The organism is Brenneria goodwinii (genome assembly GCF_002291445.1).
GTDB classification, from domain to species: Bacteria; Pseudomonadota; Gammaproteobacteria; order Enterobacterales; family Enterobacteriaceae; genus Brenneria; species Brenneria goodwinii.
Genome location: NZ_CP014137.1, coordinates 551,242 through 563,925 on the forward strand (window position 1 = coordinate 551,242; position 12,684 = coordinate 563,925).

The window sequence follows — 12,684 nt, forward strand, 5'->3', positions numbered from 1 at the left end:
TTAACGCGGCCGGCATTGACTGCTTGTCCGGATCGTCATGACGGCGGGAAAACGGTACGACGCCACGCTTTCTCCCGCAATGCGTCGCAGCAGCGTTTCGACGGCCAGATATCCTTGCTCATACATACAGGTGCTGATACTGGTCAGCGGGGGCTGTAAATGCGGAGCCAGAGGCGTGTCGTTATAGCCGACGACCGCGACATCCCGCCCTGGAACCAAACCGCGGTTACGCATGGCGCCGAACAGGCCGATAGCCAGAAAATCATTAACGGCAAAAATGGCGGTAGGGCATTTATCCTGCGCCAGCAACTTTTCCCCGATGGCAAAGCCTGCCGCCGCGTCGAACGGACCGTGGATGATATTGTGTGCGGGAATGTCGATGCCCTGCTCACGGTAGTAATTCAGGAAATACGTTACGCGCTCAAGGGCATTTGCGCTATGGGCTTGTCCGGCGATGATGCCGATCTGCGTATGCCCTTGCTTAAAGAGATGCTGAGCGGCCATGTATCCGCCTTCACCGTCATTCGAAGTAACGGAACACAGCTCCCCTTTACGGCGGCTGACCAGCACCAGCGGGACGCGCCGTTTTTCCAGTTCACTAATGAAATCCTCTTCAGGCATGCAATGCGCATCGCAGATGATTAAGCCCTCGACATTGCGCGCCAGGGCTTTTTCAGCCAGTTGCCGTTGGCGTTCCGGTCGATCGAGCGTATTGGCGACAAAGGCGGTATAGCCGTAATCACAGGCCGCGGCGTCAATGCCTTCATAAATTTTGGCCATCACGATATCGGACAGTTGCGGAACCAAGATGGCGATCTCGCGGCTATGCCGGGTTTTCAGGCTAATTGCGTGCGGATTGGGTTGATAGCCGAGGTTGGTGGCCAACTCGCGAATACGCGCTATCGTTTCTTTGGAGGCGACGCCGGCAATCCTTTCTACATCGCCATTCAACACGCGCGACACGGTAGAGACATGAACTTTCAGTTGTTCAGCGATACTGCGTAATGTAGCGGGACGTTTACTCATTGAATGACCCTCTAAAATTGATAGCCTGGTAAATGCTATAGGCTTGATGATATTTCCGTCACTCAATTAATGAGTAAATGCCATCAGAGTCTATACCCTAAATAATTCGAGTTGCAGGACAAAACGCATGGCGTTTTGAACAGCGCTGGCGGCGGCCCCAACGGGGCGAAGCCCATGGATGGGCCGAATAACAAAGCCAACGCAGATGCAACTTGAAGCATGACGGGTATATCCGATACGCGGACTGCTCCAGATTGGTGAGGCATGCCCTATTTTATTGCAGATTAGGCTTTCTCGTCTTACCCAAACGTTTGGGTTAAATTTTATTTGTTTTTTATTTAAATTTAATTTTTTGATAAAAAACCAAAAATCTTTATTTTTCTTCATAAACGCCATGTTGTGGAGAAAGTTGGTATATACCTTGCGTCTGTTATGGAAAACGACTCTGCCGACGAATAGGGAACAGCCAATATGTTATATAAATCTCACCGACATGCTCCTCGTTTCACCCCTCTGGCGTTAGCAGGCGCGCTAGCTGTAAGCGCATGGGTTCCGTTTTCCGCTTCCTCAGCCAGTACGCTGAGTATTGCGATGACCGCGGCCGATATCCCTCTGACCTTAGGTCAGCCGGATCAAGGCTATGAAGGAAACCGTTTTACCGGCATTACGCTGTATGACTCGCTGGTGTTGTGGGATTTGTCTCAGGGGGAAAAGCCCAGTGAGCTGGTTCCCGGTCTGGCAACCGAATGGCATGTGGATCCGCAGGATCACACTAAATGGATATTCAAACTACGCCCTGGAGTTAAATTCCATGATGGCACGACGTTTAACGCCGATGCGGTGGTGTGGAACGTGGATAAGATACTGAATAAACAAGCGCCGCAATATGCGCCGGCGCAGATCGGCAACACGGCGTCCCGTATGCCGACACTGCATTCCGCGCGCAAGGTCGACGACCTGACCGTTGAGTTAATCACCAGCGAGCCGGATTCCATTTTGCCTTTCAACCTGACCAACTTATTTATTGTGTCGCCGTCGGCCTGGCAAAAAGACGTTGATGCGGTTCCAGCCTCGGTGACGGATCCGGCGGAGCGCTCCAAACAGGCCTGGGCGGCTTTTGCGTTTCATGCCGTGGGCACCGGACCGTTCAAGATGAATAAACTGGTGCCGAGGCAACAACTGACGCTGGATAAAAACGCCGACTACTGGGATGTCAAACGGGTGCCGAAAGTGGATCATGTCATGTTGATCCCGCTGCCGGAGGCCAATGCGCGGACGGCGGCGCTGCTATCCGGGCAGGTGGACTGGATTGAAGCGCCGGCGCCCGACGCGATGGCGCAGATCCAGAGCCGGGGATTTAAAATTTACGCCAATGCGCAGCCGCATATCTGGCCGTGGCAATTCTCCTTCGTCCCCGGTTCTCCCTGGCTGGACAAGCGCGTGCGTCAGGCGGCGAATCTCTGCCTGAACCGCAGCGAGCTTAAATCTTACCTTGGCGGTTATATGCAAGAGGCAACCGGGACCTATGAAAAAGATTCGGCATGGTATGGCAACCCGAGTTTCAAAATCCACTATGACGAAGACGCCGCGCGTAAATTGATGAGCGACGCCGGTTTTAGCGCCGCAAAGCCGGTCAAAGTGAAAGTGCTGACTTCCGCATCTGGCTCCGGTCAGATGCAGCCATTGCCGATGAATGAGTACATTCAGCAGAGCCTGAAAAAATGTTATTTCGATGTGAATATCGTGGTGATGGAGTGGAATACCCTGTTCAGTAGCTGGCGTCTGGGGGCAAAAGATCCGTCCGCCCAGGGCGCCGATGCGATTAACGTCAGCGCCGCGGTGATGGATCCCTTCTTTGGCATGATGCGTTTTGCCAGTGAGAAAACGTTCCCGCCGGTTTCCACCAACTGGGGTTATTTCACTACGCCGAAAATCGAGGAATTGATTAACAAAGCGCGCAACACGTTTGAGCCTAAAGCGCTGGATGGGGCGACGGCGGAATTGCATCAGGAAATGGTGGATGAAACGCCGTTCCTGTATGTCGCTCATGATATGGCGCCGCGCGCCATTTCGCCGGCGGTTCAGGGCGTGGTTCAAGCTCAAAGTTGGATGATCGATCTGACCTCGGTTTCAAAGGGAAATTGAGTGCGGCATCCGCCTGAATGCCGATCGTTCACGGTCCGGGAATAACGGAGTGGCCGCGACGCGAAACATCGCGGTCGTTCCCTTGGCACCGGTGAACGGTATTACGCTTGCGCTGGTTCTGCGGATGATGAAATCCCGGCCTCAGTGAACCGTATTGGTTTCTACCCTGCATTTTTATCAGCGGCGGCGCAGATTGAGGCGGTGAACCGACCGCGGGTCGTCCGCTGGCTGAAATCTGCGGGGATGGATAGCGGTTTTTATTTCCAGTCTGCGAGGTTTGCCATGTTCACTTATATTATTCGCCGCCTGTTGCTGGCGACGCCAATTTTGCTTGGCGTCGCGCTGGTCTGTTTCATGCTGGTTCATATGACCCCGGGCGATCCTCTGGTATCCGTTATGCCGCCGGATGCCTCCGAAGCGCTGCGCCAGCAGTTGATCCAGGCTTATGGCTTCGATCGGCCGCTGCCGGTGCAGTTCGGTCTTTGGCTGTGGCATGCGGTGCAGGGCGATCTGGGCATGTCCATCGCCAGCGGCCGTCCGGTGAGCAGCGAAGTGATGAACGCCGTAAGTTACTCGCTGCGTCTCGCCTTGCTCGCATCGTTCATCGGTTTTGTCTTAGGCAGCCTGTTCGGTTTTGTTGCCGGTTATTTTCAGGATAGCTGGATTGATCGCATCGCCTCCGCCTTTTCCATCTTTGGCGTCAGCGTGCCGCATTACTGGTTGGGAATGCTGCTGGTCATCATTTTTTCTTCCCAGCTAAATTGGCTGCCCGCCACGGGCGGTGGCCCCATGGGGGCGATGGATTGGGCCTGGGATTGGGAACATCTGAAGTTTATGTTGCTTCCGTCCATCACGCTGTCGGTGATCCCGACAGGCATCATCGCCCGAACCGTGCGCGTACAGATCGCGGAAACGCTGGCGCAGGAATTTATTATCGGATTGAGAGCGAAAGGCGTCAGCGAGTTTGCATTATTTACCCATGTTGCGAAGAACGCCGCGCCTACCGCGCTGGCGGTAATGGGATTGCAAATCGGCTACCTGATGGGGGGATCCATTCTGGTGGAAACCGTATTTGCCTGGCCGGGAACCGGATTACTGCTTAACTCGGCGATTTTTCAGCGCGATTTACCGCTGTTGCAGGGCACCATCTGGGTGCTGGCGCTGTTTTTTGTCCTGCTCAATTTGCTGGTCGATATCCTGCAAACGCTGTTTGATCCACGAATAAAGAGGGCTTGATCATGAATCTTAATCTTGCGCGTCCAGCCCTGAGTGTGGATTTGACGGAAAAGTCGCAGGGATACTGGCGTGTGGTGCTCGGGAGGATAATGCGCGATCCTTCGGCGCTGAGCGTGGGGTTGGTGATTTTATGCCTCCTGGTGCTGGCGGCGCTGGGGCCGTGGATCGTTCATGGCGATCCCTACGCCACCTCAATGTTCAATCGTCTGAAACCTATCGGGACACCCGGTTTCCCACTGGGTTCCGATGAACTGGGGCGCGATATGCTGTCGCGGCTGATGCTCGGCACCCGGCTATCTCTGTTTATGGGGATTACGCCGGTGGCGATTGCTTTTGTTATCGGTTCGACTATCGGCATTATCGCTGGCTATGCCGGTGGCTGGCTGAATAGCGTAATCATGCGCACCGTCGATATTTTCTACGCCTTTCCTTCCGTGTTGTTGGCGATTGCCTTATCCGGCGCGATGGGGGCCGGGGTGGTGAATGCCCTGATCTCGCTGACGCTGGTTTTTGTGCCGCAGGTGGCGCGCATCGCGGAGAGTGTAACAACGCAGGTGCGTAACCGCGATTACATTGAAGCGGCGCGCGCCTCCGGCGCTTCCGCGTTTACCATCATCCGCACCCAGGTTCTGGGCAATGTACTGGGGCCGATCTTCGTGTTCACCACCGGACTGATTTCGATATCAATGATTTTGGCGTCGGGCCTTTCTTTTCTCGGTTTGGGAGTGACGCCGCCGGAACCGGAATGGGGATTGATGCTGAATACGCTGCGCACCGCGATTTATACCCAACCGTGGGTATGCGCGCTGCCCGGCGCGATGATTTTCATCACCTCTATCTCTTTTAATATTTTGGCCGATCGTCTGCGGATGGCCATGGCTATACGGAGTTGACTATGGATAACCACGACATCGGCGGACCGGCTCAGCCGCTGCTTATCGGGCGGAAACTGGTGAAACATTTTCCGCTGAAAGGCGAATTGGGAAAACGTGCGCTGGTGCGGGCGGTGGACGGTATCGATTTCTCGGTGTTAAAAGGGGAAACCCTGGGCGTGGTGGGGGAGTCGGGATGTGGTAAATCCACGACCGCGCGTGTACTGATGCAGTTGATCGAACACGACAGTGGCGAACTGATCTTCGATGGGCAATCTGTCGGCGGTCCGCGCTTGCCGCTACGCAATTACCGCCGTCAGGCGCAGATGGTGTTTCAGGATAGCTATTCTTCGCTCAATCCGCGCCTGACGATGGAAGAGTCGGTGGCATTCGGTCCTTTGGTGCATGGTATTAACAAACGTGAAGCCCGGACGCGGGCGCGGGATCTGATGGCGCATGTTGGGCTGGAACCGTCGCGTTTTGCCGGCCGCTACGCCCACGAACTATCCGGCGGGCAGCGCCAGCGGGTAAATATCGCCCGCGCCCTGGCGGTTGATCCGCGGCTGGTGATCCTTGATGAGGCGGTATCCGCTTTGGATAAGTCCGTTGAAGCGCAGGTGATCAACCTGTTATTGGATCTGAAAGAGAGCCTCAATCTGACCTATGTGTTTATCAGTCATGATTTACACGTGGTGCGCTATCTCTCCGATCGCATCATGGTGATGTATCTGGGAGAAGTGGTTGAAATCGGGCCGGCGGAAGCGCTTTTTTCCGGGGCGTTGCATCCTTATACCCGCGCCTTGCTCAGTTCCATGCCATCGATGGATCCGGCGCGGCGCACGCTCAGGTCTCCGTTGAGCGGCGATCCTCCCAGCCCGATAAATCCGCCCGGCGGCTGCCGCTTTCACACGCGTTGCCCGCATGCCGAAGCCGTGTGCAGCCAACGCGCGCCGCGTTTGTACGCTGCAGCGCACCAGCATTCCGCCGCCTGTCTGATGGTTGAACCCGGCGCGGGACACTCGCAGAGTCCTGACAACCTTATCCTGGTTAAGGAGGCATGAATGGCAGAGCAACCCATGGTTGATGTGCGCGATCTTAAGGTCCGGTTTCGCAGAGGTAACCAGACGGTATCGGCGGTAAATGGGGTGAGTCTGGCGGTGGCGCGTGGTGAAGTGCTGGCGCTGATCGGCGAATCCGGTTCGGGTAAAAGCGTCACCCTACGCGCCTTGATGCGTCTCCATCCTGAACGCACCACCACCATCGACGGCCAGATTCATATAGACGGTCAGGATGTGATGGCGTTTTCAAAAAGGCAACTGCGGGCCTTGCGTGGACCGGTGGCGGCGATGGTCTTTCAGGAGCCGTTATTGGCGATGGATCCGGTCTATACCGTCGGGGCGCAGATTATCGAAGCATTGCGGCAGCATCGTTCGCTCTCTTATGCCGAGGCGCGGCAAGAGGCGCTGGACGCGCTGCGGCGCGTGCGAATTCCCAGCCCCGAGCAGCGGCTTGACGCCTACCCGCATGAAATGTCCGGCGGGATGCGCCAGCGGGCGATGATCGCCCTGGCGCTGGCATGCCAGCCCCGGCTATTGCTGGCCGATGAGCCAACCACCGCGCTGGATGCGACGGTGCAAATTCAGATTCTGATCCTATTGCGGGAATTACAGCAGGATCTCGGTCTTTCCATTGTGTTCGTCACGCACGATATCGGCGCGGCTGTCGAAGTGGCCGACCGCGTGGCCGTGATGTACGGCGGTCGTATTGTTGAACAGGCTCCGCTACAGGAGCTGCTGAACAATCCCCTCCACCCATATACCCAGGTGCTGCTGAGCACCCGCCCCAAAGGCGGACTGCGAAAAGGCGAGAGGCTGGTGAGTATTCCCGGCTCACCCCCGGACCTGATGCGTTTGCCTGCCGGGTGCGCTTTTTCTCCGCGCTGTCCGCGGGCCAGTGACAAATGTCATAGCCAATTGCCAGATTCACAAAACGTCATTGCCGGACACCAGGTCCGTTGTCATCACTGGATGACCGCTCACTAAAGCGAGTCGGCTTCATCAATTTAAGGAACCACGATGCAAGATAATGCTTTTGCCTTTATGCCTTACCCTCCGGTCGCCGTTGAGCATGCGCCTCACGGCCCGTTGGCCGGTTTCACCTTCGGGGTGAAAGACCTGTTCGACGTCGGGGGGTACCCTACCGGGGGCGGAAACCCCCATGTGCTCGCCATGTCAGGCATAAAACCGCGTACCGCGCCCACGGTACAGCGACTGCTGGATGCGGGAGCCGAATTTGTCGGGAAAACGCATACCAATGAGCTGGCGTTTTCCATGAGTGGTAAGAATATGCACTACGGCACCCCGCGTAACGGTGCCGCGCCCGATCGTATTCCCGGCGGATCGTCATCGGGGTCGGCGTCGGCGGTCTCCAACCATCTCTGTGATTTCGCCCTCGGCACGGATACCGGCGGTTCCGTACGCACCCCGGCCAGCTACTGCGGACTGTATGGATTACGCCCCACCCACGGCCGTATTTCTCTGGAAGGTTGTCAGCCGCTTAGCCACAGCATGGATACGGCAGGCTATTTTACCCGCGACGCCGGGTTGTTCGTCAGGGTGGGCGAGTGTTTGCTGGGTGAAGACGATGCGCCGCTGCCGGATCAGCCGGAATGGACGATCGGCGATGCGCTGTTTGCGCTGCTGCCTGCCGCGTCGCAAACGGCGTTGCAGCCCGCGTTGGCAAAGATTAACGCGGCCGTCGGCGAACTGTTGCCGCTGTCGGGCGATCTGCCTTCGCTGGAGGACGCCTACTGGGCCTTTCGGTTTATTCAGGGACGCGAAGCCTGGCAAGCGCAGGGTGAAAAAATAAAACGTTATGGTTATGTGCTGGGGGCCGATGTGGCCGGGCGTTTTGCCTGGGGCGAATGCGTGACGGATGAGCAGTACCTCAACAGCTGCCGCAGGCGCGATCATTGGCGAGATGAGTGGCGGGCGCTGGTGGGAAACCGGATTCTGGTCTTGCCCACGGTGCCGGATGTCGCGCCTTTGCTGAGCGCCAATGAGGCGGATATCGAAGAAACCCGTCGTTTATCCCATCACCTGTTGTCCATTGCCGTATTGTGCGGGATACCGCAGGTCAATCTGCCGCTGGCGCAAAAAGAGGGGGCGCCGCTGGGGATTTCGTTAATTGGTCCGCGTGGCAGCGATCTGAGTCTGGTCAAAGCCGCCGCGCGGGTCGCGGCATGTTCGTAACATCGCCGAACCGGGGCCGCTTGCTGGTGACGGCAAGCCCCCCCATTGACCTTGGCCGCCATCCTTTTTTGTTCCGCGCTTACTTGTTTTCCGTGACGCCCCGCATTTACAAGTCATGATGCGGGCAGTATTCTGTAAGCGGCAAGGCGTAAGCCTGCTGTAAAATCTTCTGATTTTTCAACGACTCGGGGTGCCCTTCCACGTGAAGGCTGAGAAATACCCGTTGACCTGATCTGGATAATGCCAGCGTAGGGAAGTCTCGGTATGCCAACCAACCGGTTACCGCCTTCTTGAACGCCGGTTGGGGGAATGATGAATACTCGACCTGTCGATTTACCGGCTGCCCATGCGGCGGCATCGTTAGCGCAATTTCATGCGTTGTCTCCTTTAGTGCACTGTCTGACCAACGATGTGGTGCAATCATTTACCGCCAACGTGTTACTGGCGCTTAATGCTTCGCCCGCCATGGTGGTGGATCCGGATGAAGCCGCACAATTCAGCGCGATGGCCGATGCGCTGCTGATTAATGTCGGAACGCTGGAGCGCGATCGCGCCGATGCCATGTTGGCGGCGGTCAACAGCGCCAATCAGTCCGGTACGCCCTGGGTGCTCGACCCGGTGGCGGTCGGCGGGCTGACTTTTCGTAGCGAATTTGCCCGTGAACTGCTGCAACTAAAACCGGCGGCCATTCGGGGAAACGCCTCAGAGATCATGGCATTGTCCGGGCTAAGTGCGCAGGGGCGCGGCGTCGACAGCGCTAACGACTCGTTTACCGCGCTGCCCGCCGCCCATGAACTGGCTCGCCGTCTCTCCACGGTGGTCGCGGTGACGGGCGAGGTGGACTATGTCACGGACGGTTCTCGCAGTTGGGCGATTAGCGGCGGGGATAAAATCATGACCCGCGTGGTGGGAACCGGCTGTGCGTTATCCGCCGTGGTCGCCGCTTTCTGTGCGCTGGAGGGCGACCGTTCACAGCACGTGGCGACGGCCTGTTATGTCATGTCGCTGGCGGGGAAACGGGCAGCCGTGCGGTCTCAGGGGCCGGGCAGTTTTATTCCGGCCTTTCTGGATGCGCTTTATCGTCTGCGTACGGAGGCTCTGGCATGAAACGACGTATTAATGCGTTAACCATTGCCGGCACCGATCCCAGCGGCGGGGCGGGGATCCAGGCCGATTTGAAAACGTTCTCCGCGCTGGAGGCTTACGGCACTTCGGTGATCACCGCGCTGGTGGCGCAGAATACCCGCGGCGTTCAGTCCGTCTACCGGATTGATCCGGCGTTTGTGGGCGCCCAGCTTGATTCCGTGCTGAGCGATGTGCGTATCGACAGCGCCAAGATCGGCATGCTGGCGCAGGCTGATATTGTCGACGTGGTGGCGGAACGCTTGCGCCGTTACACCATACCTTATGTGGTGTTGGATACGGTTATGCTGGCGAAGAGCGGCGATCCGTTGTTATCGCCCGACGCGGTGGCGTCGATCCGCCGCCGGTTGTTGCCTAATGTCTCACTGATTACCCCTAACTTACCGGAAGCGGCCGCCCTGCTTGATTGTCCACCGGCCAGGAACGAGCAGGAGATGTGCGCTCAGGGACAGGAACTGCTGAGTATGGGCTGTCAGGCGGTATTGATGAAAGGCGGGCATTTAAGCGAGCAAGAAAGCCCGGACTGGCTGTTCTGCCGGGGGCAGGCGCCGCAGCGTTTCACCTCCCCACGCGTCGATACCCGGCATACGCACGGTACCGGTTGCACGCTCTCCGCGGCGCTGGCGGCCCTGCGGCCGCGTTGTGCTGATTGGCCGGCGACGGTCGCCGCGGCGAAAAATTATCTGCAACAGGCGCTTGAGCAGGCCGATACGCTGGAAGTCGGGCAGGGGATCGGTCCGGTGCATCATTTCCATGCCTGGTGGTGAGTTGAGGGGGGAAAAGCGCTGGTGCCGCTCATTAGGGTAAACACGGCGATGAGGTTCACGCAGGGAACCTCGCGCCGTGGTCGCCCCGGATCTCTCGATCCTTAAACGAGCGGTATGCGCGGCGTTAGCCTGGATTTGATGTGATTGTCCGGCTGCGCCGTGCAGGCGTAACCGCGCCAAAATCCGCGAGCCGGACAATCCCTGGCGGGTTATGCGATAGTTATACTTTTATCAAGATAGGTATCCTGCACGGCGTTGATCAGCGCCACGCCCTCTTTCATGGATTTTTTGAATGCCTTACGGCCGAGGATCAGCCCCATGCCGCCCGCGCGCTTATTGATCACCGCGGTGCGTACGGATTCCTGTAGATCGTTATCGCCGGCGGCGCCGCCGGAGTTGATTAGCCCGGCGCGGCCCATGTAGCAGTTGGCCAGTTGGTAACGCACCAGATCGATCGGGTGATCGGTGGTCAGTTTGTCGTAGACGCGGTCATCGGTATAGCCGAATTTGATGGCGCGATAGCCGCCGTTGTTTTCCGCCATTTTCTGCTTCACGATATCGGCGCCGATGGTGGCGGCAATATGGTTGGCCTGGCCGGTAAGATCGGCGCTGGCGTGGTAGTCAACGCCGTCTTTTTTGAAGGCCGGGTTGCGCAGATAGGCCCACAGCACGGTGACCATGCCCAGTTCGTGCGCGCGTTCGAATGCGCTTGAGATCTCTTCGATCTGACGGCGCGACTGCTCGGAGCCAAAATAGATGGTGGCGCCGACGGCGACCGCCCCCAGATTAAACGCCTGCTCAACGCTGGCGTACAGCGTCTGGTCGTACTGGGTCGGATAACTCAGGGTTTCGTTGTGGTTGAGTTTGACCAGAAACGGGATCTTGTGCGCGTAGCGGCGTGAAACCGACGCCAATACGCCATAGGTGGACGCCACGCAGTTGCAGCCGGCTTCGATCGCCAGTTCAACGATATTTTTGGGGTCGAAATAGAGCGGATTGGCGGCGAAAGACGCGCCGGCGGAGTGCTCAACTCCCTGATCGACCGGTAAAATAGACAGATAGCCGGTACCGGCCAGTCGGCCATGGTTGAACAGCGTCTGCATGGAACGCAGCACGCTGTTGGGGCGATTGTTATCGATCATCACCCGATCGACGAAGTCGGCGCCCGGCAGGTAAAGGTTTTCAGCAGGGATAGTGGTACAGCGGTGTTGCAACAGATCTTCCGCTTCCTTACCTAATAACTGTGTAATATCGGTCATGATTAACTCCTGGTTAGGCTTTTTCTTATCGCCGTCTCAGGTGATTGCGCTTGTTATTCCGGGGGTACAGCCATTACGGCCCCTGCGTCAGTCCCAGGATGACAGGTGAAAAATGTTACGGCGTAATGAAAAAGTGATGATGGACGTCGTTGAGGCAGGATGAATAACATCCTGACGATTCAGAAGAAACAATAGATGCGATCGCCGATAAATGCCATTTTGCACCGCAAATTAGCCTCGTTTTGTGAACCTCCAAGGGTTTATCGCCGTGAGTGACGAACAGACGGAACGTTTTGTTTAACGAGAGTAAAAATGGAATATGGAAACCGCCGGTTGACGGAATCGCGGCGTGGCTTTTCACGCGAAGACGGGTGAAGGAAGCCCATGCCGGCAGCGAGAAAAACCACGGGCGGGATATTCGGGATTATTTTCGCTAATTTTGCTTACAAATAAGCAGGTTGTCTCCCTGATAAAACATAAGGGTGATAACCTGTGAACGATAAGGCATGACTGATGTAATTGGATGTGAGGGAATAAGTATGGCGGCTTCAACGCGCAGCATCATGGTTTCAAAAGGACTCCAGACGATACTCAATATTGGATTGCTGATATTGGCTATTATTCTCGTGATTTTTCTGGGGAAAGAGACCTATCATCTAGCGCAAGTATTGCTGATTACCAATGAGAAGGATTCATCCTATCAATTGATTGAAAGTATTGTGATTTACTTTCTGTATTTTGAGTTTATCGCCCTGATCGTGAAGTATTTTCAGTCGGGATATCATTTCCCGTTACGTTATTTCGTTTATATCGGTATCACGGCGATTATCCGGCTGATTATCGTCGATCATAAAAATCCGCTCGATACGCTGATTTACGCCGCCGCCATTTTGATGCTGGTCATTACGCTGTATCTGGCGAACAGTAATCGCCTGAAGCGCGAATAACTTCCCGGCTGCCCCCAACCCGGCTATTCGCCGGGCGG

The 12,684-nt window shown here is 56.5% G+C and carries 12 protein-coding genes and 1 riboswitch; of the genes, 9 read left to right on the forward strand and 3 right to left on the reverse strand.

Annotated elements, in window-relative coordinates; genetic code table 11:
- The gene (locus ACN28R_RS02520) at positions 1-1,026 is read right to left on the reverse strand and encodes a LacI family DNA-binding transcriptional regulator (protein WP_095833490.1); all 1,026 of its coding nucleotides are present in this window, start codon (positions 1,024-1,026) and stop codon (positions 1-3) included.
- A 90-nt stretch (positions 1,027-1,116) separates the two neighbouring features.
- Positions 1,117-1,413, reverse strand: coding sequence for a hypothetical protein (locus tag ACN28R_RS02525; protein ID WP_145957954.1), 297 nt, complete (start codon positions 1,411-1,413; stop codon positions 1,117-1,119).
- An 84-nt stretch (positions 1,414-1,497) separates the two neighbouring features.
- Between ACN28R_RS02525 and ACN28R_RS02530 the strand changes: the two genes are divergently transcribed.
- From ACN28R_RS02530 to thiD, 8 genes are all read left to right on the forward strand, one after another.
- Positions 1,498-3,171, forward strand: coding sequence for an ABC transporter substrate-binding protein (locus tag ACN28R_RS02530; protein ID WP_095833491.1), 1,674 nt, complete (start codon positions 1,498-1,500; stop codon positions 3,169-3,171).
- Between the two features lie 282 nt (positions 3,172-3,453).
- Positions 3,454-4,407 (forward strand): ABC transporter permease, encoded by a 954-nt coding sequence (locus ACN28R_RS02535; protein ID WP_095835702.1) that lies wholly within the window; start codon positions 3,454-3,456, stop codon positions 4,405-4,407.
- A gap of 2 nt (positions 4,408-4,409) precedes the next feature.
- Positions 4,410-5,300 carry an ABC transporter permease gene (locus ACN28R_RS02540; protein ID WP_095833492.1) on the forward strand — a complete coding sequence of 297 codons (891 nt, stop codon included), beginning with the start codon at positions 4,410-4,412 and terminating at the stop codon, positions 5,298-5,300.
- A 2-nt stretch (positions 5,301-5,302) separates the two neighbouring features.
- Positions 5,303-6,340 carry an ABC transporter ATP-binding protein gene (locus ACN28R_RS02545; protein WP_095833493.1) on the forward strand — a complete coding sequence of 346 codons (1,038 nt, stop codon included), beginning with the start codon at positions 5,303-5,305 and terminating at the stop codon, positions 6,338-6,340.
- The gene (locus tag ACN28R_RS02550; protein WP_095833494.1) at positions 6,341-7,321 is read left to right on the forward strand and encodes an ABC transporter ATP-binding protein; all 981 of its coding nucleotides are present in this window, start codon (positions 6,341-6,343) and stop codon (positions 7,319-7,321) included.
- 33 nt (positions 7,322-7,354) lie between these two features.
- Positions 7,355-8,530 carry an amidase gene (locus ACN28R_RS02555; protein WP_095833495.1) on the forward strand — a complete coding sequence of 392 codons (1,176 nt, stop codon included), beginning with the start codon at positions 7,355-7,357 and terminating at the stop codon, positions 8,528-8,530.
- Positions 8,531-8,706: 176 nt separating this feature from the next.
- A riboswitch (TPP riboswitch) is annotated at positions 8,707-8,802 on the forward strand.
- A 40-nt stretch (positions 8,803-8,842) separates the two neighbouring features.
- Positions 8,843-9,637, forward strand: coding sequence for a hydroxyethylthiazole kinase (gene thiM / locus ACN28R_RS02560; protein WP_048639839.1), 795 nt, complete (start codon positions 8,843-8,845; stop codon positions 9,635-9,637).
- Complete coding sequence (gene thiD, locus ACN28R_RS02565) at positions 9,634-10,440, forward strand: bifunctional hydroxymethylpyrimidine kinase/phosphomethylpyrimidine kinase (protein WP_095833496.1); 807 nt, start codon at positions 9,634-9,636, stop codon at positions 10,438-10,440. Before thiM ends, thiD begins: the two co-directional genes overlap by 4 nt.
- A 209-nt stretch (positions 10,441-10,649) precedes the next feature.
- Here the strand turns inward: thiD and fbaB are convergent, their stop codons facing one another.
- Positions 10,650-11,699, reverse strand: a complete 1,050-nt coding sequence (fbaB, locus tag ACN28R_RS02570) for a class I fructose-bisphosphate aldolase (protein WP_048637965.1) — start codon at positions 11,697-11,699, stop codon at positions 10,650-10,652.
- Positions 11,700-12,238: 539 nt separating this feature from the next.
- Between fbaB and psiE the strand changes: the two genes are divergently transcribed.
- Positions 12,239-12,646, forward strand: a complete 408-nt coding sequence (gene psiE / locus ACN28R_RS02575) for a phosphate-starvation-inducible protein PsiE (RefSeq protein ID WP_048637966.1) — start codon at positions 12,239-12,241, stop codon at positions 12,644-12,646.
- Positions 12,647-12,684 lie beyond the last annotated feature (38 nt).

Excerpts from the sequence above, each read along its gene's own strand:
- ACN28R_RS02520 (WP_095833490.1), bottom strand. The coding sequence starts at position 1,026 with ATGAGTAAACGTCCCGCTACATTACGCAGTATCGCTGAACAACTGAAA.
- ACN28R_RS02525 (WP_145957954.1), bottom strand. The coding sequence starts at position 1,413 with ATGAAGAAAAATAAAGATTTTTGGTTTTTTATCAAAAAATTAAATTTA.
- ACN28R_RS02530 (WP_095833491.1), top strand. The coding sequence starts at position 1,498 with ATGTTATATAAATCTCACCGACATGCTCCTCGTTTCACCCCTCTGGCG.
- ACN28R_RS02535 (WP_095835702.1), top strand. The coding sequence starts at position 3,454 with ATGTTCACTTATATTATTCGCCGCCTGTTGCTGGCGACGCCAATTTTG.
- ACN28R_RS02540 (WP_095833492.1), top strand. The coding sequence starts at position 4,410 with ATGAATCTTAATCTTGCGCGTCCAGCCCTGAGTGTGGATTTGACGGAA.
- ACN28R_RS02545 (WP_095833493.1), top strand. The coding sequence starts at position 5,303 with ATGGATAACCACGACATCGGCGGACCGGCTCAGCCGCTGCTTATCGGG.
- ACN28R_RS02550 (WP_095833494.1), top strand. The coding sequence starts at position 6,341 with ATGGCAGAGCAACCCATGGTTGATGTGCGCGATCTTAAGGTCCGGTTT.
- ACN28R_RS02555 (WP_095833495.1), top strand. The coding sequence starts at position 7,355 with ATGCAAGATAATGCTTTTGCCTTTATGCCTTACCCTCCGGTCGCCGTT.
- thiM (WP_048639839.1), top strand. The coding sequence starts at position 8,843 with ATGAATACTCGACCTGTCGATTTACCGGCTGCCCATGCGGCGGCATCG.
- thiD (WP_095833496.1), top strand. The coding sequence starts at position 9,634 with ATGAAACGACGTATTAATGCGTTAACCATTGCCGGCACCGATCCCAGC.
- fbaB (WP_048637965.1), bottom strand. The coding sequence starts at position 11,699 with ATGACCGATATTACACAGTTATTAGGTAAGGAAGCGGAAGATCTGTTG.
- psiE (WP_048637966.1), top strand. The coding sequence starts at position 12,239 with ATGGCGGCTTCAACGCGCAGCATCATGGTTTCAAAAGGACTCCAGACG.